The organism is Hydrogenophaga intermedia (assembly GCF_000723405.1).
GTDB lineage: Bacteria > Pseudomonadota > Gammaproteobacteria > Burkholderiales > Burkholderiaceae_C > Hydrogenophaga > Hydrogenophaga intermedia.
In genome coordinates this window covers 10518-26072 of sequence record NZ_CCAE010000040.1, presented here as the reverse complement: position 1 = coordinate 26072, position 15555 = coordinate 10518, and the positions used below count along the sequence as shown (strand labels likewise).

Annotated in this window: 16 protein-coding genes; 9 read left to right on the top strand and 7 right to left on the bottom strand. The window is 68.6% G+C overall.

Annotation, left to right across the window (positions count from 1 at the left end; genetic code table 11):
• The first annotated feature begins 1 nt into the window (after nt 1).
• Genes BN948_RS18775 through BN948_RS18765 form a run of 3 tightly spaced genes read left to right on the top strand, consistent with a single transcriptional unit; the run spans nt 2 to nt 1331 of the window.
• Nucleotides 2-250 (top strand): DUF1272 domain-containing protein, encoded by a 249-nt coding sequence (locus tag BN948_RS18775; protein WP_009517660.1) that lies wholly within the window; start codon nt 2-4, stop codon nt 248-250.
• A gap of 37 nt (nt 251-287) precedes the next feature.
• Nucleotides 288-956 (top strand): LysE family translocator, encoded by a 669-nt coding sequence (locus tag BN948_RS18770; protein WP_009517661.1) that lies wholly within the window; start codon nt 288-290, stop codon nt 954-956.
• A 27-nt stretch (nt 957-983) separates the two neighbouring features.
• Entirely contained in the window at nt 984-1331 is a 348-nt protein-coding gene (locus BN948_RS18765; protein WP_009517662.1) for a GFA family protein, read from the top strand.
• Between the two features lie 18 nt (nt 1332-1349).
• Here the strand turns inward: BN948_RS18765 and crcB are convergent, their stop codons facing one another.
• The 5 genes from crcB to BN948_RS18740 form a co-directional block, all read right to left on the bottom strand.
• The gene (gene crcB, locus BN948_RS18760) at nt 1350-1715 is read right to left on the bottom strand and encodes a fluoride efflux transporter CrcB (protein WP_009517663.1); all 366 of its coding nucleotides are present in this window, start codon (nt 1713-1715) and stop codon (nt 1350-1352) included.
• A gap of 2 nt (nt 1716-1717) precedes the next feature.
• Nucleotides 1718-2710 (bottom strand): recombination-associated protein RdgC, encoded by a 993-nt coding sequence (locus BN948_RS18755; RefSeq protein ID WP_009517664.1) that lies wholly within the window; start codon nt 2708-2710, stop codon nt 1718-1720.
• Nucleotides 2711-2787: 77 nt separating this feature from the next.
• The gene (locus tag BN948_RS18750) at nt 2788-4083 is read right to left on the bottom strand and encodes a TRAP transporter large permease (RefSeq protein WP_009517665.1); all 1296 of its coding nucleotides are present in this window, start codon (nt 4081-4083) and stop codon (nt 2788-2790) included.
• Nucleotides 4076-4579, bottom strand: coding sequence for a TRAP transporter small permease (locus BN948_RS18745; protein WP_009517666.1), 504 nt, complete (start codon nt 4577-4579; stop codon nt 4076-4078). The genes BN948_RS18750 and BN948_RS18745 overlap by 8 nt, the downstream gene beginning before the upstream one ends.
• The gene (locus BN948_RS18740) at nt 4580-5545 is read right to left on the bottom strand and encodes a TRAP transporter substrate-binding protein (protein WP_009517667.1); all 966 of its coding nucleotides are present in this window, start codon (nt 5543-5545) and stop codon (nt 4580-4582) included.
• 91 nt (nt 5546-5636) lie between these two features.
• Between BN948_RS18740 and BN948_RS18735 the strand changes: the two genes are divergently transcribed.
• The 6 genes from BN948_RS18735 to BN948_RS18710 all read left to right on the top strand — a co-directional run bounded on the left by BN948_RS18735 (nt 5637) and on the right by BN948_RS18710 (nt 14126).
• Nucleotides 5637-6596, top strand: a complete 960-nt coding sequence (locus BN948_RS18735; protein ID WP_009517668.1) for a LysR family transcriptional regulator — start codon at nt 5637-5639, stop codon at nt 6594-6596.
• A gap of 117 nt (nt 6597-6713) precedes the next feature.
• On the top strand, nt 6714-7535 hold the full coding sequence (locus BN948_RS18730) for a putative hydro-lyase (RefSeq protein WP_035623177.1): 822 nt from the start codon (nt 6714-6716) through the stop codon (nt 7533-7535).
• On the top strand, nt 7532-8500 hold the full coding sequence (locus BN948_RS18725) for a TRAP transporter substrate-binding protein (RefSeq protein WP_009517670.1): 969 nt from the start codon (nt 7532-7534) through the stop codon (nt 8498-8500). The genes BN948_RS18730 and BN948_RS18725 overlap by 4 nt, the downstream gene beginning before the upstream one ends.
• A 100-nt stretch (nt 8501-8600) precedes the next feature.
• Nucleotides 8601-9107, top strand: coding sequence for a TRAP transporter small permease (locus BN948_RS18720; RefSeq protein ID WP_009517671.1), 507 nt, complete (start codon nt 8601-8603; stop codon nt 9105-9107).
• A 21-nt stretch (nt 9108-9128) separates the two neighbouring features.
• Nucleotides 9129-10427, top strand: a complete 1299-nt coding sequence (locus BN948_RS18715) for a TRAP transporter large permease (protein ID WP_009517672.1) — start codon at nt 9129-9131, stop codon at nt 10425-10427.
• A gap of 108 nt (nt 10428-10535) precedes the next feature.
• Nucleotides 10536-14126, top strand: a complete 3591-nt coding sequence (locus tag BN948_RS18710; protein WP_009517673.1) for a hydantoinase B/oxoprolinase family protein — start codon at nt 10536-10538, stop codon at nt 14124-14126.
• Here BN948_RS18710 and lapB read toward each other — a convergent pair.
• Together lapB and BN948_RS18700 are read right to left on the bottom strand one after the other, a co-directional pair.
• Nucleotides 14123-15268, bottom strand: a complete 1146-nt coding sequence (gene lapB, locus BN948_RS18705) for a lipopolysaccharide assembly protein LapB (protein ID WP_009517674.1) — start codon at nt 15266-15268, stop codon at nt 14123-14125. The genes BN948_RS18710 and lapB overlap by 4 nt on opposite strands.
• The gene (locus tag BN948_RS18700) at nt 15258-15554 is read right to left on the bottom strand and encodes a LapA family protein (protein ID WP_050980639.1); all 297 of its coding nucleotides are present in this window, start codon (nt 15552-15554) and stop codon (nt 15258-15260) included. The genes lapB and BN948_RS18700 overlap by 11 nt, the downstream gene beginning before the upstream one ends.
• Between the last annotated feature and the right edge of the window lies 1 nt (nt 15555).

Genomic DNA, 15555 nt, shown 5'->3' with positions numbered 1-15555 from the left:
CATGCTCCGACTGCGCCCCAACTGCGAGTGTTGCAACACCGATCTGCCGCCTGACGCGCGAAACGCTCGCATCTGTTCCTTCGAGTGCACCTTCTGCGAGGCCTGCGCCACCAGCAAGCTCTCCGGTATGTGCCCCAATTGCGGCGGTGAACTGGTGCGTCGGCCTGTGCGGCCCGCCACCAAGCTCGACAAGTACCCGGCGTCGACCGAGCGCGTGTTCAAGCCGCAGGGCTGCGCGATGGCCAGCTGAGCGCATACCACCCGTTGTCTGCCCACAAGGAGTTCCCATGCCCGACTTCCTTCCGTCCTTGCCGCTGTTGCTGGCCTTCCTGGCCGCCGCGCTGGTGCTCGCGGTCACGCCCGGGCCCGCCGTGCTCTACATCGTCACACGCACGCTGTCGCAGGGCCGCAAGGCGGGGCTGGCTTCGGTGGCCGGTGTGGCGTTGGGCAACCTGATGAATGCAGTGGTGGCCTCGCTGGGCTTGGCGGTGGTGCTGCTGGCGTCGGAGCTGGCGTTCGCGCTGATCCGCTACGCCGGCGCGGCGTACCTGGTGTGGCTGGGCGTGCAGGCCCTGCGCGCGCCGCGCACCACGGCTGCGCCGGATGCGCCCGCCGCCGCCGTGGCCGCGTGGCGCGTCTTCCGCGAGGGCGCGGTCGTGGCGCTGCTCAACCCCAAGACCACGCTGTTCTTCGCGGCCTTCCTGCCGCAGTTCATCGACGCGTCGCGCGGCGCCACGGCGCAGGCCTTGAGCTTGAGCGTGTTGTTCGTGGGCATCGCCGTCTGCAGCGACATCGTCTATGTGCTGCTGTCGCGCGCCGTGGCGAAGCGTTGGCGGCCGGGGCGCGGGGGCGTGCGCTGGGGGCGCTACGCCACGGCGGGCATCTACTTTGCCCTGGGTGGGCTGGCGGCCTTGTCGCCCAATGCATCGTCGAAAGGCGCACGTCCCACGCCTTGAAGCGATTTCCCCAGGAGGAGTTCAACCATGAAGTACCAAGGCAGCTGCCACTGCGGCCGCGTCGCGTTCGAGGTGGAAGGCACCATCGACGGCGGCATGGCCTGCAATTGCTCCATCTGTTCGCGCAAGGGCTCGCTGCTGTGGTTCGTGCCGCGCGCGAACCTCACGCTGAAGACGCCCGAGGAGGACGCGAGCACGTACATGTTCAACCAGCACGTCATCAAGCACCGCTTCTGCCCGGTGTGCGGCATCCATCCCTACGGCGAAGGCACCGACCCGAAGGGCAACGCCATGGCGGCGATCAACCTGCGCTGCGTGGAGGGCATCGACCTCGCGGCGATTTCGGTGCAGCACTTCGACGGCAAGTCGATGTGAGCCTGGCGGGCGGGCCGCTCAGGCCAGGGTCTTGAGCCCCAGCCAGGTGAGCAGCAGCGAGCCCAGCAGGTGCAATGAGGCCACGCCCAGCGCCAACGCCAGACGCCCCTGTTGCAGCAGCGTGACCACCTCGATGGAGAAGGTGGAGAAGGTGGTGAGCGCGCCCAGCAGGCCGGTGACGATGGCCAGGCGCCACACCGGGTCGATGTGCGGATTGGCGTGGAACACCGCCATGGCCAGGCCGATGGCGTAGGCGCCGATCCAGTTGGCCGCCAGTGTGCCCCAGGGCAGCAGGCCGTGTGGCTGGTTCAGCCACAGGCCCAGGCGCCAGCGCAGCAAGGCACCGACGCAGGCGCCCAGGCAGATGGCGAGCACCGAAGCCATGGTCAGAACGGCGCGCCTTCGTCGGCGCTGGCCACGGTGGCGTCAGGCGCTGGCGCCTCGCCGGCCGGCGCGGGTTCGTGCCCGGGCACCTGGCCCGGCTGCAGTTCACCACCCAACGCGGCGATCAGGGCGTCGAGCACGCCGCGCAGTTCGCCCGTGCCGATGGCGACGTTGCTGTCGAAGGTCTCGTCGTCGTTCGCCGGGCGGTCCTCGAACACGCCCTCCAGGAAGTTGATCTTCTTGAGCGACATGCTCTCGGTGAGCGTGAAGCCCACGCGGCCTTCCCAGTTGAGCGCCAGGCGCACGGGCAGCTTGCCTTCGGTGATGTGGCGGCGCACCTCGTCGTTGAAGAGGTGGTGGCGGGTGAACTTCACCACCGACTTCTCTTCGTCGCTGGAGCGCAGCTCGCAGTCGCGCTCCACGGCCAGGCCCTCGGGCCACTCTTCGGCGTCGGTCACGCTGAGCCATTGCGTCATGGCGGTCTGGGGCGTCACCTGCGTGTTGAACAAGGTGATGACCAGGCCGTCGAAGGCGCGCACCAGCGCGGTGATGAGGTCGTCGACCTTGCCCTGGCTGCTGGCGTCGGTGGCGAGCCAGCCGCGCTCGGGGTCGATCCAGACCCACAGGCTCTGTTGGCGCGCGAAGGCCTGGGGCAGCAGCGAGAGCAGGGCGTCCTCGCGCAGGGCCTTGGTTTCTTTCTTGCCGGGCTTGCGGCCGGTGGTGGCCTCGATGTGGTCGGCCGCTTCCTGCGCCTTGCGGCGCACCACGGCGCCGGGGACGGACTTGGTTTCGATCTGCAGCTTGAGGATGCGCTGGCCGGCGATGGCTTCCACCAGCGGGCCGTGGGCTTCGCCGCGTGGCTCCACCCAGCCGACGGATTTGTCCTGCGTGGCGGGGCAGGGCTGGAAGCGCGCGGCGTCGAGGGCCTTCTCCATCGCGTCGGGCGTGGGCGCCCAGCCGGGGCCGATGCGGTAGAGCGTGAGGTTCTTGAACACGAAAAGGGGTCTCCGGAAAAACAAACCCCGCTCGCGGGAAACGCGGGCGGGGTGGGCATCTTAGTGGCTTCGCGTACCTACATCTTCGAGGGCATCCAGGTGACCAGACCGGGAAACCAGTAGAGCAGCAGCACCGCCACCACCATGATGAGGAAGTAGGGCAGGCAGGCCACTGCGATCCAGGTGATCTCGCGTTTCGTCATGCCTTGCAGCACGAAGAGGTTGAAGCCCACGGGCGGAGTGATCTGCGCCATCTCCACAACGATGACGATGAAGATGCCGAACCAGATGAGGTCGATGCCGGCGGCGGTGACGGTGGGCAGGATCACGCCCATGGTGAGCACGATCATGGAGATGCCGTCGAGGAAGCAGCCGAGCACGATGTAGAACACGGCCAGCGCGATGAGCAGCATGCCGGGCGTGAGGCCAAGGCCGCCGACCCATTCGGCCAGGTGGCGCGGCAGGCCGATGTAGCCCATGGACAGCGTGAGGAAGGCCGCGCCCGCGAGGATCAGCGCGATCATGCAGTACAGGCGCGTGGCGCCCAGCAGCGAGTCGCGAAAACTCACCCAGTTGAGCGAGCCCTGCGAGGCCGAGAGGATGAGCGAGCCCACCACGCCGATGGCGGCAGCCTCGGTGGCGGTGGCAATGCCGCTGTAGATGGCGCCGATGACGCTGCCGATGAGCAGCACCACGGGGATGAGGTGGCGCGCCTCGCGCAGCTTCTCGCCGAAGCTCAGGCTGGCGTCGGCGCTGGGCACCTTGCCGGGGTTCATCAGGGCCCACACGATGATCGAGCCGCTGAACAGCGCCGCGAGCAGCACGCCGGGGATGACGCCCGCCACGAACAGCTTGGCGATCGACACCTCGGCCGCCACGCCGTAGACGATCATGATGATCGAGGGTGGGATCAGCAGGCCCAGGGTGCTGGCGCCGCCGAGCGAGCCGACGATCTTCTCGGGTGGGTAGCCTCGGCGCGTGAGCTCGGGGATGGTCATCTTGCCGATGGTGGCGCAGGTGGCGGCCGACGAACCCGAGACCGCGGCGAAGATGGTGCTGCCCAGGATGTTGGTGTGCAGCAGGCGCCCGGGCAGCGCGTTCACCCAGGGCGCCAGACCCTTGAACATGCTCTCCGACAGCTTGGTGCGAAAGAGGATCTCGCCCATCCAGACGAACAGAGGCAGGGCGGTGAGCGTCCAGCTGCTGGCCGAGCCCCAGATGGTGAGCGCCATGGCGTCGCCCGCGGGGCGCGATGAGAACAGCTCCATGCCGATCCAGGCCACGCCGGCGAGCGTGAGGCCGATCCACACGCCGCTGCCCAGCAGCGCGAACAGCGCCACGATGAGCAGCGTGGTGACGACGAATTCATTCATGGCGCGTGTCCCCCTCGGCGCGCACGCGTTGACCGCGCCACTCGAGCACCCATTCGTCGAGCAGCGCGATGAACAGCACCGTGCAGCCCAGGCCCATGAGGATCTGCGGAATCCACAAGGGCGTGGCGTCGGCGGCGGTGGAGATGTCGTGGAAGGTGTGGGACTGCCACACCAGACGCCACGAGAACCAGGCCAGCGCGCCCGACATGAGCACGGCCACGCTCAGCGCCCACAGCTCGAGGCCGCGCCGTGCGCCGCCGCGCAGCTTGCCGATGATCAGCGTGACGCGGATGTGCTCGTTGGCCTTGAGCGTGTGGGCCAGCGCCAGGAAGCCAGCGCCGGCCATGGCGTAGCCCGCATAGGCGTCGGTGCCTGGCACGTAAAAGCCCACGAGGCGGCTCACGATGGACAGCAGCACCATCGCGAGCACACCAATCATGAAGAGCGCGGCCAGCCAGCCCGCGCCCAGGTACAGAGCGTCAAGGGATTTGCGCATTCACTTCCTGTACGCATCGATCAGCTGTTGCCCTTCGGGGCCGGCCTTGCCCAGCCATTCCTGCAGCATGGTGGCGCCCACTTTCTGCAGATCGGACTTGAGCGCGGCCGATGGCGGCTCCACCGACATGCCGTTGGCCTTCAGCGTGGCCAGCGTGTCGGTGTTGACTTTCTCGGAGGCCGCCCAGCCGCGCGCCTCGGCGTCGGCGGCGGCTTTCATCAGCGCGTCCTGCGTGGCCTTGTCGAGCGCGTCGAAGGCCTTCTTGTTGGCGATGACCGCGTTCTTGGGCAGCCAGGCCTGCACGTCGTAATAGAACTTCAGGTGTTCATAGAGCTTGCTGTCCACGCCGGTGGCGCCGGAGGTCATGTTGTTCTCGACCACGCCGGTGGCCAGGGCCTGCGAGAGCTCGGCCGCCTGCACGGTGACGGGCTGCGCGCCCACCAGTTCGGCGATGCGCGAGGTGGCCGGGCTGTAGGCGCGCCACTTGCTGCCCTTCAGGTCGGCCGCGCTGGCCACGGGCTTCTTGCTGTACAGGCCCTGCGGCGGCCAGGCCACGGCGTAGAGCAGCACCATGCCCTGTTCGGCGAGCTTCTTCTGCAGGATGGGCTTCTGCGCGGCGTAGAGCTTCTTCGACTCGGCATAGCTGGTGGCCAGGAAGGGGATGCCGTCGGCACCGAACATCTGCCATTCGTTCTGGTAGGCCGTCAGCAGGATCTCGCCCACCTGGGCCTGGCCGCCCTGCACCGCGCGCTTGATCTCGGGCGCCTTGAACAACGAGGCGCCAGGGTGCACCGTGATCTTGAGCTTGCCACCGGTGGCCTTGTCCACGTCGCTGGCGAAGCTGGCAAGATTGACCGAGTGGAAGTTGGTGGCCGGGTAGGCGGCGGGCAGGTCCCAGGCGGTCTGGGCCTGGGCACCGGCGCTCAGTGCGAAGGCGGCGCTGGCCAGGGCAAGCTTGAATTTCATGGTCGCTCCAGAAAGTTGATCGGATGACAAAGACGGGCAGCATAGTTGCAAAAGCCGGGCCAGGCCCGTCCGTATTTCCCCGGAGGCGCGCATGAACCTGCGCTTCGTGGAAGCCTTCTACTGGGTGGCCTCGCTCAAAAGCGTGACGCGCGCGGCCGAGAAGCTCTTTCTCACGCAGTCGGCCATGTCCAGCCGCATCGCGGCGCTGGAGGAGGAACTGGGTGTGTTGCTGCTGGACCGGCGCGACAAGCAGTTCCGTCTGACCATGGCCGGCACGCGCTTCCTGGTGTACGCCCAGCGCCTGCTGGAGCTGCAACGCGAGGCCAAGGCCGAGATGGGTTCGAGCGACGCCCTGGCGGTGTCGCTGCGCATCGGGGCCATCGAATCGGTGCTGCACTCGTGGCTCATTCCCTGGATGGAGCAGTTGCGCACCGAGCACCCGGCGCTGGAGCTGGAGTTGTCGGTGGAAACCACGCCGGTGCTGATCGAGCAGATGCGCCGGGGCACGCAGGACCTGGTGTTCACGGCCCTGCCCGCCACCGCCGACGGCGTGCGCTCGCGCGCGCTGCCGTCGATGGAGATGGTGTTCGTGGGCAGCGCCAGCCTGCACCGGCGGCGGCGCTACACCCTGGCCGATCTCGCCGAGCTGGAACTGCTCACGTTCCAGCGCGGCTCGCTGCCGCACGTGGCCTTGCTCGACCTGTTCCGCGCGGCGCGCGTGGAGCCGCGACGCGTGCACACCATCTCTTCCGTCTCGGCCATGCTGCAGATGGCGCAGGGCGGATTCGGCGTGGCCACGCTGCCGCGAGAGGCCGTGCGGCACCTGTTCGTGGTGGCCGACCTGCGCGAGCTGCCCTGTGACGCCCGGCTGCAACCCCTGCCCATCCACGCCAGCTACCGCAGCGACCCGTCGGCCCAGGCGGTGGAGACGGTGATGCGCTCGGCGCAGGCCTTCGTCGATGCGTGGAGCGCGGCGCGGGAAGGCACCGCAATGGGGCGGCAGCGAACGAAACCGCCCCAAGGCAAGGCATCGAAAAAATCGATGAGCTGAGCAAGAAAATTTGCGTTTGTGGTGGCGATGGCCACTGCCCACAATCCGGCCCCAATGTGACAAGCCTGTCACGAAGCCAACGCAACGGAGACGGACGAAGTGGGATTCCTGGACGACATGGGCGCACGCCGCATCGACGCCGATGCGCAGGCCCTGGCGCGCCGCGTCAGGGGCGACATCCGCCGGGGCGAGTGGACGCGCCACACCAGCGGCCTGGCCGATGAACTCGTGCAGGGCAATGTGGTGATCCTGCCCCGGGCACTGGCCGATGACTTTCTGCTGTTCTGCCAGCGCAACCCCAAGCCCTGTCCGCTGCTGGCGGTGGGGGCGCCGGGTGACCCGTCGCTGCCCGGCCTGGGCGAGGGCATCGACATTCGCAGCGACCTGCCGCGCTACCGCGTGTGGCGCGAGGGCGAGCTGGTCGACGAGCCCACCGACATCACCGCGTTGTGGCGCGAAGACCTCGTGACGTTCGTGATCGGGTGTTCCTTCTCGTTCGAGCAGGCATTGATGAACGCCGGCCTGCGCCTGCGCCATGTGGACGAGGGCCGCAACGTGGCCATGTACCGCACGCGCCTGGCCACCACGCCGGCGGGCCCCTTCGCCGGCCCGATGGTGGTGAGCATGCGGCCGTTCAAGGCCGCCGACGCGGCGCGCGCGGTGGAGATCACCTCGCGCTTTCCCGACGTGCACGGCGCCCCCGTGCACGTGGGCGACCCCGCGCTCATCGGCATCGACGACCTGTCGCGGCCCGACTACGGCGACGCCGTGGCGGTGCTGCCCGACGAGGTGCCCGTGTTCTGGGCCTGCGGCGTCACGCCCCAGGCGGCGATCGCCCAGGCCCGTCCCCCGTTCTGCATCACGCACGCCCCGGGCGCGATGTTGATCACCGACCTTCTCAACCAGCAACTCGCCAACGACCAAGGAGAGCGACCATGATCAAGACGGCAATCGGCCTGAGTGCCCTGGCACTGGCCGGCGCGGCCCACGCGCAGACCAAGTGGGACCTGCCCAGCGGCTACGGCGCCAACACCTTCCAGGTGCAGAACCTGCAGCAGTTCGCCAACGACGTGGACAAGGCCACGGGCGGCAAGCTCAAGATCACGCTGCACGCGGGCGGCTCGCTCTACAAGGCCAACGAGATCAAGCGCGCGGTGCAGACGGCGCAGACGCCGATCGGCGAGTTCATCCTCTCCGGCGCGGCCAACGAAAACCCGCTGTTCGGCGTGGACTCGGTGCCCTTTCTGGCGACGGGTTATGCAGATGCGCGCCGCCTGTACAACGCATCGCGCGGTGCGCAGGAGAAGCTGCTGGCGCAGCAGGGCCTGAAGGTGCTGTTCTCGGTGCCCTGGCCGGGGCAGTCGCTGTACTCGATCAAGCCCGTGAACTACGCGGCCGATCTGGCCGGCACCAAGATGCGCGCCTACAACCCGGCCACCACGCGCATCGCGCAACTGCTCAAGGCGCAGCCGGTGACGATCCAGCTCGCCGAGTTGCCGCAGGCCCTGGCCACGGGCGCGGTGCAGAACTTCCTCACCTCCAGCGCCAGCGGCGTGGAGAGCAAGCTGCATGAGCAGGTGAAGCACTTCTACCCGGTGTCGGCCTGGCTGCCGCGCAACGTGACGGTGGTGAACCTCAAGGACTTCAATGCCCTGGACAAGGCCACGCAGGACGCGTTGACCAAGGCGGCGGCCGAGGCCGAGACCCGCGGCTGGGCCCTGAGCGAGAAGCTCGACAGCGAGTACATCGGCCAGCTCAAGGCCGCCGGCATGTCGATCAATCAGCCCAACGACGACGTGAAGAAGGCACTGGCGGCCATCGGCGAGACCATGACCGCCGAGTGGATCAAGGCCGCGGGCCCCGAGGGGCAGGCCATCGTCGACGCGTACCGCAAGCAGCCGTAATCCGATCGCCGCGCACGGCGGGGCCCGGCACCTGCAGGCCGCCTCGCCCCGCCGATCGCGCTTCCTTCCTCATCCTGTTGAACCGATGCCGGAGGGCACGATGGATGCGTTCGTCCGTACCGTTCACCGCTGGCTGTTGGCGCTCTCCTGCGTCAGCATGCTCGCGGCCTTCATCACCGTCTCGCTGGGCATCCTGGCGCGCCTGTTGCGCTGGGACATAGCCGGTCTGGACGCCTACGCGGGTTACGCCATTGCGGCTTCGCTGTTCCTGGCGCTGCCGGCCACTCTGCTGCGTGGTGAACACATCCGCGTGACCCTGGTGCTGGAGCGCTTGCCCGCACGGGGCCGCGCCGCGCTGGAGTGGTGGTGCCTGCTCGCCGGCACGGCGCTCTCGCTCTATTTGAGCTGGTACGCGGCGCGGCTGGTGTGGGTGTCGCACCTCACGCACGACGTTTCGCCCGCCGCCGACGTGACGCCGCTGTGGATTCCGCAGATCGCCATGGCCGTGGGTTGCCTGGGCCTGACGCTGGCCTTTGTGCAGGCCGTGCTGCAGCGCTGGCGCGGCAGCGACCCCTTCGCCGTGGCCTCGGCCGCGCGCACCGAATAAGCCCTTGAAAGAGCCGTCCCCATGGAAGCCGTGATCGCATTGACCCTGATCGTGCTCTTGTTCGCCGTGCTCGGCTCGGGCCTGTGGATCGGCCTGTCGCTGTTGGGCGTGGCCCTGGTGGGCATGGAGTTGTTCACCCAGCGCCCGGTGGGCGACAGCATGGCGCTCACGGTCTGGGGCTCCACCTCGAGCTGGACGCTGACCGCGTTGCCGCTGTTCCTGTGGATGGGCGAGATCCTGTTCCGCAGCAAACTGTCGAACGACATGTTCAAGGGCCTGGCGCCCTGGCTCAACTGGTTGCCCGGGCGCCTGCTGCACACCAACGTGGTGGGCTGCACCATCTTCGCGGCCATCTCGGGTTCGTCGGCGGCCACCTGCGCCACCATCGGCAAGATCACGCTGCCCGAGCTCAAACGCCGCGGCTACCCGGACGCGCAGGCGGTCGGCACGCTGGCCGGTGCCGGCACGCTGGGCCTGCTGATACCGCCCTCGATCATCATGATCGTCTACGGCGTGGCGGCCAACGTGTCCATCGCGAAGCTGTTCCTGGCGGGGGTGGTGCCGGGGCTGATGCTGGCCGCGCTGTTCAGCGGGTACATCGTGGTCTGGTCGCTGTTGAACCGCGACCGCCTGCCCGGCAAGGAGCCAGAAACCACGCTGCGCGAGAAGCTGCACGCCTCGCGACACCTCATCCCCGTCGTCACGCTGATCGCCCTGGTGCTGGGTGGCATCTACAGCGGCATCGCCACCGCCACCGAAGCGGCGGCGCTGGGGGTGGCGGGCTCGCTGGTTCTGGCGCGCCTGGAGGGCTCGCTGAACTGGGCGAGCTTTCGCGAGGGACTGGTGGCCGCCTGCCGCACCTACTGCATGATCGGCCTGATCCTCGCGGGCGCGGCCTTCCTCACGCTGGCCATGGGCTTCATCGGCCTGCCGCGCCAGGTGGCCGAGTTCATCGGTGGGCTCGGGCTATCGCCCTTTGCGCTCATGCTGTTGCTGGTGGTGTTCTTCATCGTGCTGGGCTGCTTCCTGGATGGCATTTCCATGGTGGTGCTGACCATCGCCGTGCTGCTGCCCACGGTGCAGGCGGCCGGATTCGACCTCATCTGGTTCGGCATCTTCATCGTGCTGGTGGTGGAGATGGCGCAGATCACGCCGCCCGTGGGCTTCAACCTCTTCGTGCTGCAGGGCCTCACGCAGCGCGAGGTGACCTGGATCGCGCGCACGGCGCTGCCGCTGTTCGTGCTGATGATGGTGGCCGTGCTGTTGACCTATGTGGTGCCTGGCGTCGCGCTGTGGCTGCCATCGCACATGCAGGGCTGAGCACCGCACCGGCACGCGACTCGCTACGATCCGCGGGATCCGTCCCCCGCGTGGACCCGGCTTTCCTTTCATTCCTTCATTCCTTCACGGCGCACGCGCCCGACCGACATGACCCCGACGCAAGACCCCCGCTGGCAGTTCTGGATCGACCGTGGTGGCACCTTCACCGACATCGTGGCCAAGCGGCCCGACGGCTCGCTCACCACGCACAAGCTGCTCTCCGAGAACCCCGAGCAATACCGCGACGCGGCGGTGGCGGGCATTCGCCACCTGCTGGGCCTCAAACCCGGCCAAGCCGTGACGCCCGAACAGGTGGCCTGCGTGAAGATGGGCACCACCGTGGCCACCAACGCCTTGCTCGAGCGCAAGGGCGAACCCACGCTGCTGGTCACCACGCAGGGCTTTCGCGACGCGCTGCGCATCGCGTACCAGAACCGCCCGCGCCTGTTCGACCGGAACATCGTGCTGCCCGAATTGCTGTACAGCCGCGTGATCGAGGCGCAGGAGCGCGTGGCCGCGCATGGCGAGGTGATGGTTCCCCTGGACGAGGCGCACCTGCGCGAACGCCTCTGGGCCGCCTTCGACGCCGGCCTGCGCAGCGTGGCCATCGTGTTCATGCACGGCTACCGCTACACCGCGCACGAGGCCGCGGCCGCGCGCCTGGCGAAGGAGATCGGCTTCACGCAGATCAGCACCTCGCACGAAACCAGCCCGATGATGAAGTTCGTGAGCCGGGGCGACACCACGGTGGTGGACGCCTACCTCTCGCCCATCCTGCGCCGCTACGTGGACCAGGTGGCCGGCGAGATGCCCGGCGTGCCGCTGTTCTTCATGCAGAGCAGCGGCGGCCTGACCGACGCGCACCGATTCCAGGGCAAGGACGCGATCCTGTCCGGTCCGGCGGGTGGCATCGTGGGCATGGCGCGCACCGCCACGCTGGCCGGGCACGACAAGGTGATCGGCTTCGACATGGGCGGCACGTCCACCGACGTGTCGCACTACGCGGGTGCCTTCGAGCGCGAGTTCGAGACCCAGGTGGCCGGCGTGCGCATGCGCGCACCCATGATGAGCATCCACACCGTGGCGGCCGGCGGCGGCTCCATCCTCAGCTTCGACGGCTCGCGCTTTCGCGTGGGCCCCGAGAGCGCGGGCGCCAATCCCGGGCCCGCGAGCTACCGGCGCGGCGGCCCGCTGGCCGTGACGGACGCCAACGTGATGCTCGGCAAAATCCAGCCGGCGCACTTTCCGAAGGTCTTTGGCCCGCAAGCCAATGAAGCCCTCAGCGCCGAGGCCGTGCGCGAAAAGTTCGCCGAGCTGGCGCAACAGACCGGACGCACCGCCGAGGACGTGGCCGAGGGCTTCATCCAGATCGCCGTGCAGCAGATGGCCAACGCGATCAAGAAGATCTCGGTGGCGCGCGGCTACGACGTGACGCGCTACACCCTGCAGTGCTTCGGCGGCGCGGGCGGCCAGCACGCCTGCCTGGTGGCCGACGCGCTGGGCATGGGGCGCGTGTTCGTGCACCCGCTGGCCGGTGTGCTCAGCGCCTACGGCATGGGCCTGGCCGACCAGAACGTGATCAAGGAACAGGCGGTGGAGCGTGTGCTGGATGCCGGCGCGCTGGAGGCCATCGCCGCGCAGCTCGACACCCTGGCCTTGGCCGCCGGCGACGAGTTGCGCGCGCAGCAGGTGAGCGAGGGCGAGGTGCGCCTGCACCGCCGCGTGCACGTGCGCTACGAGGGCAGCGACGCCGCGCTGATCGTGCCCTTCGGCGACCAGGCGGCCATCGAAGCGGCGTTCGAGGCCGCGTACCGCCAGCGCTTCGCCTTCCTCATGCCGGGCAAGCGGCTGATCGCCGAAGCGGTGTCGGTGGAGGCGGTGGTGGCCGGCGACGCGCCGGCCGAGCCGCGCCACGCCCTGCATGAGCCGCGCGAGGTGCCGCGCCGCGACACGGTGCGCCTGTACGCCGAAGGCCAGTGGCTGGACGCCGCGCTGGTGGTGCGCGAAGACCTGCGTCCCGGCGACGTGATCCCCGGCCCGGCCATCATCGCCGAGAAGAACGCCACCACCGTGGTGGAACCGGGCTGGGAGGCGCAGCTCACCGCGCTGGACCACCTGGTGCTGGAGCGCCGCGTGCCGCGCGCCGCGCGCCACGCCGTGGGCACCACGGTGGACCCGGTGCTGCTGGAGGTGTTCAACAACCTGTTCATGAACATCGCCGAGCAGATGGGCCTGCAACTGCAGAACACCGCCTACTCGGTGAACATCAAGGAGCGGCTGGACTTCTCCTGCGCGCTGTTCGACGCCGAGGGCAACCTCATCGCCAACGCGCCGCACATGCCGGTGCATCTGGGCTCGATGGGCGAGAGCATCAAGACCGTGATCCGCAAGAACGCGGGCCGCATGCAGCCGGGCGACGTGTACGTGCTCAACGACCCGTACCACGGTGGCACGCACCTGCCCGACGTGACGGTGATCACGCCGGTGTACGTGGGCGCCTCGACCGAGCCGACCTTCTACGTGGGTTCGCGCGGCCACCACGCCGACATCGGCGGCACCACGCCCGGCTCCATGCCGCCGTTCTCCACGCGCATCGAGGAAGAGGGCGTGCAGATCGACAACGTGAAGCTGGTGGAAGGGGGTCGCCTTCGAGAGGCCGAGATGATCGCGCTGCTGCAGAGCGGCCAGTACCCCAGCCGCAACCCGCAGCAGAACATGGCCGACCTGAAGGCGCAGATCGCGGCCAACGAGAAGGGCGTGCAGGAACTGCGCAAGATGGTGGAGCAGTTCGGCCTGGACGTGGTGCAGGCCTACATGCGCCACGTTCAGGACAACGCCGAGGAGTCGGTGCGCCGCGTGATCACGCGGCTGAAGGACGGCGCATTCACGCTGCCGCTGGACAACGGCGCGCAGATCCAGGTGGCGGTTCGCGTGAACGCCGCCGAGCGCAGCGCGCAGATCGACTTCACCGGCACCAGCCCGCAGCAGACCAACAACTTCAACGCGCCCACGGCCGTGTGCATGGCGGCGGTGCTCTATGTGTTCCGCACGCTGGTGGACGACGACATCCCGCTCAACGCAGGGTGCCTCAAACCCATCGAGGTGATCATTCCGCCGGGCTGCATGCTCAACCCCAACCCGCCGGCCTCGGTGGTGGCGGGCAACGTGGAAACGTCCACCTGCATCACCAACGCCCTGTACGGCGCGCTGGGTGCGATGGCGGCGAGCCAGTGCACGATGAACAACTTCACCTTCGGCAACGCGCGGCACCAGTATTACGAGACGATCTCGGGCGGGTCCGGCGCAGGCGAGGGCTTCGACGGCACGGCGGTGGTGCAGACGCACATGACCAACTCGCGCATGACGGACCCGGAGGTGCTGGAGTTCCGCTTCCCGGTGCGGCTGGAGAGCTACGAGATCCGCAAAGGCTCGGGCGGCACGGGGCGCTGGCGCGGGGGCGATGGCGGCGTGCGTCGGGTGCGCTTCCTGGAGCCGATGACGGCGAGCATCCTCTCGAACGGCCGGGTGCACCCTTCGTTCGGCATGGCGGGGGGCGCACCGGGTGCGCTAGGCATCAACCGCGTGGTGCGCGTCGACGGGCGCACGCAAGAGCTGCAGCACATCGGCCAGGCCGAAATGGCCGCGGGCGACATCTTCGAGATCCACACGCCCGGGGGCGGTGGCTACGGAAAGGCCTAGAGCTCTTCAACCCGGCGTGCCGGGTAGCTGTCCCAGGCCTGGCAGCCGGGGCACTGCCAGAAATGCTGGCGGGCCTCGAAGCCGCAGGCCGCGCAGCGGTAGCGCTTGAGCGGGCCGATCGCCTGGTCGAGCGCGCGCTGCACGCTGGCCTGAGCCTGAGGATCGGAGAGGGTTTCACCGGCCAGCCACTGGCTGGCGATGACCAGCGAGGGTTCCGCTTCGAGGTGGCGCAGGTACATGCCGCGAGCGCCGTCGGGCTGCGGCGCGAGGCGGGCGAGGGCTTCGGTGACGTCGATCGAGGGTGCGCGGGCCTGGGCGTTGCCCAGCGTGCGCAGCACGGGATCGGTTCGACCGGTCTGCTGCGCGAGCTCTGCCATCGTGCGCGCGGCCAGCGGTAGCGCGGCAGGAGCATGTTCGGTGAGGGCCAGCAGATCGTCGAGTGCGCCCGCGGCGTCGCCTTGCTGGTTGCGCAAGGCCGATCGCGCCATCCATCCGCGCGCCAGCGTGGGCACGCGCCGCACGGCCTCGTCGAGCAGCGCACGCACGCGTTCCGCCTGGCCCTCGCGGTGAGCGAGTTCGGCGAGTTCGCACAGGTAGTGCGCGATGCGCGTGGTGAAGGCGCCTTGCTCCACGGCGTCGAGCTTCTCGGCGATGGCACGGGCCCGTGCCCAGTCGCGCGAGCGCTCGTAGATGCCCAGCAAGGCCAGGCGTGCCTCGTTCTCGAAAGCGGTGCCTTCGAGCTTGCTCAGCGCGGACTCGGCGCGGTCGAGCAGGCCGGCCTTGAGGAAGTCGAGCGCCAGGGCGTGCTGCGCGCGTTCGCGTTCCTTGCGGTTGATGTCGGCGCGCGAGAGCAGGTGCTCGTGCACGCGCACGGCGCGGTCGTAGTCGCCGCGGCGACGGAACAGGTTACCCAGGGCGAAGTGCAGCTCGGTGGTGTCGGGGTCGCCCTGCACGGCCTCGATGAAGGCGTCGATGGCCTGGTCCTGCTGTTCGTTGAGCAGGTGGTTGAGGCCGCGGAAGTAGGCCTTGGGCGCCTGCCGGCCTTCGATGCGCCACTGGCGCAGGTCCAGGCGCGAAGCCACCCAGCCCAGCGCGAAAGCCAGTGGCAGGCCCCAGAGCAGCCAGGTCAGGTCAAAGTCCATGCCGGCGATCGACGGGGTCTTGCGGCATGAGCGTGGTCTCGTTGCCGAACAGGGTGGTGTTGCCGCTGCGCTGGCGGTGCCGGCGCGCGCGCAGCCACAGCGGCAGCATCACGATGACGCCGAGAAAGACACCCATGAGCAGCACCAGCAACAACACCAGCACCAGCGGAGCTTCCCAGCTGTGTCCGAAGAACAGCTTCAGCGTCACGCTGTCCTGGTTGTTCAGCGCGAAGGCGAAGAGGACAAAAAAAATGGCCGCGTTGAGCAGCCACATGAGGTACTTCAAA

Bases quoted from the DNA above. Each gene is read 5' to 3' on its own strand.
- lapB (WP_009517674.1), bottom strand. From the start codon at position 15,268: ATGGACTTTGACCTGACCTGGCTGCTCTGGGGCCTGCCACTGGCTTTC.
- BN948_RS18735 (WP_009517668.1), top strand. From the start codon at position 5,637: ATGAACCTGCGCTTCGTGGAAGCCTTCTACTGGGTGGCCTCGCTCAAA.
- BN948_RS18750 (WP_009517665.1), bottom strand. From the start codon at position 4,083: ATGAATGAATTCGTCGTCACCACGCTGCTCATCGTGGCGCTGTTCGCG.
- BN948_RS18745 (WP_009517666.1), bottom strand. From the start codon at position 4,579: ATGCGCAAATCCCTTGACGCTCTGTACCTGGGCGCGGGCTGGCTGGCC.
- BN948_RS18730 (WP_035623177.1), top strand. From the start codon at position 6,714: ATGGGCGCACGCCGCATCGACGCCGATGCGCAGGCCCTGGCGCGCCGC.
- BN948_RS18710 (WP_009517673.1), top strand. From the start codon at position 10,536: ATGACCCCGACGCAAGACCCCCGCTGGCAGTTCTGGATCGACCGTGGT.
- crcB (WP_009517663.1), bottom strand. From the start codon at position 1,715: ATGGCTTCGGTGCTCGCCATCTGCCTGGGCGCCTGCGTCGGTGCCTTG.
- BN948_RS18725 (WP_009517670.1), top strand. From the start codon at position 7,532: ATGATCAAGACGGCAATCGGCCTGAGTGCCCTGGCACTGGCCGGCGCG.
- BN948_RS18775 (WP_009517660.1), top strand. From the start codon at position 2: ATGCTCCGACTGCGCCCCAACTGCGAGTGTTGCAACACCGATCTGCCG.
- BN948_RS18715 (WP_009517672.1), top strand. From the start codon at position 9,129: ATGGAAGCCGTGATCGCATTGACCCTGATCGTGCTCTTGTTCGCCGTG.
- BN948_RS18765 (WP_009517662.1), top strand. From the start codon at position 984: ATGAAGTACCAAGGCAGCTGCCACTGCGGCCGCGTCGCGTTCGAGGTG.
- BN948_RS18740 (WP_009517667.1), bottom strand. From the start codon at position 5,545: ATGAAATTCAAGCTTGCCCTGGCCAGCGCCGCCTTCGCACTGAGCGCC.
- BN948_RS18720 (WP_009517671.1), top strand. From the start codon at position 8,601: ATGGATGCGTTCGTCCGTACCGTTCACCGCTGGCTGTTGGCGCTCTCC.
- BN948_RS18770 (WP_009517661.1), top strand. From the start codon at position 288: ATGCCCGACTTCCTTCCGTCCTTGCCGCTGTTGCTGGCCTTCCTGGCC.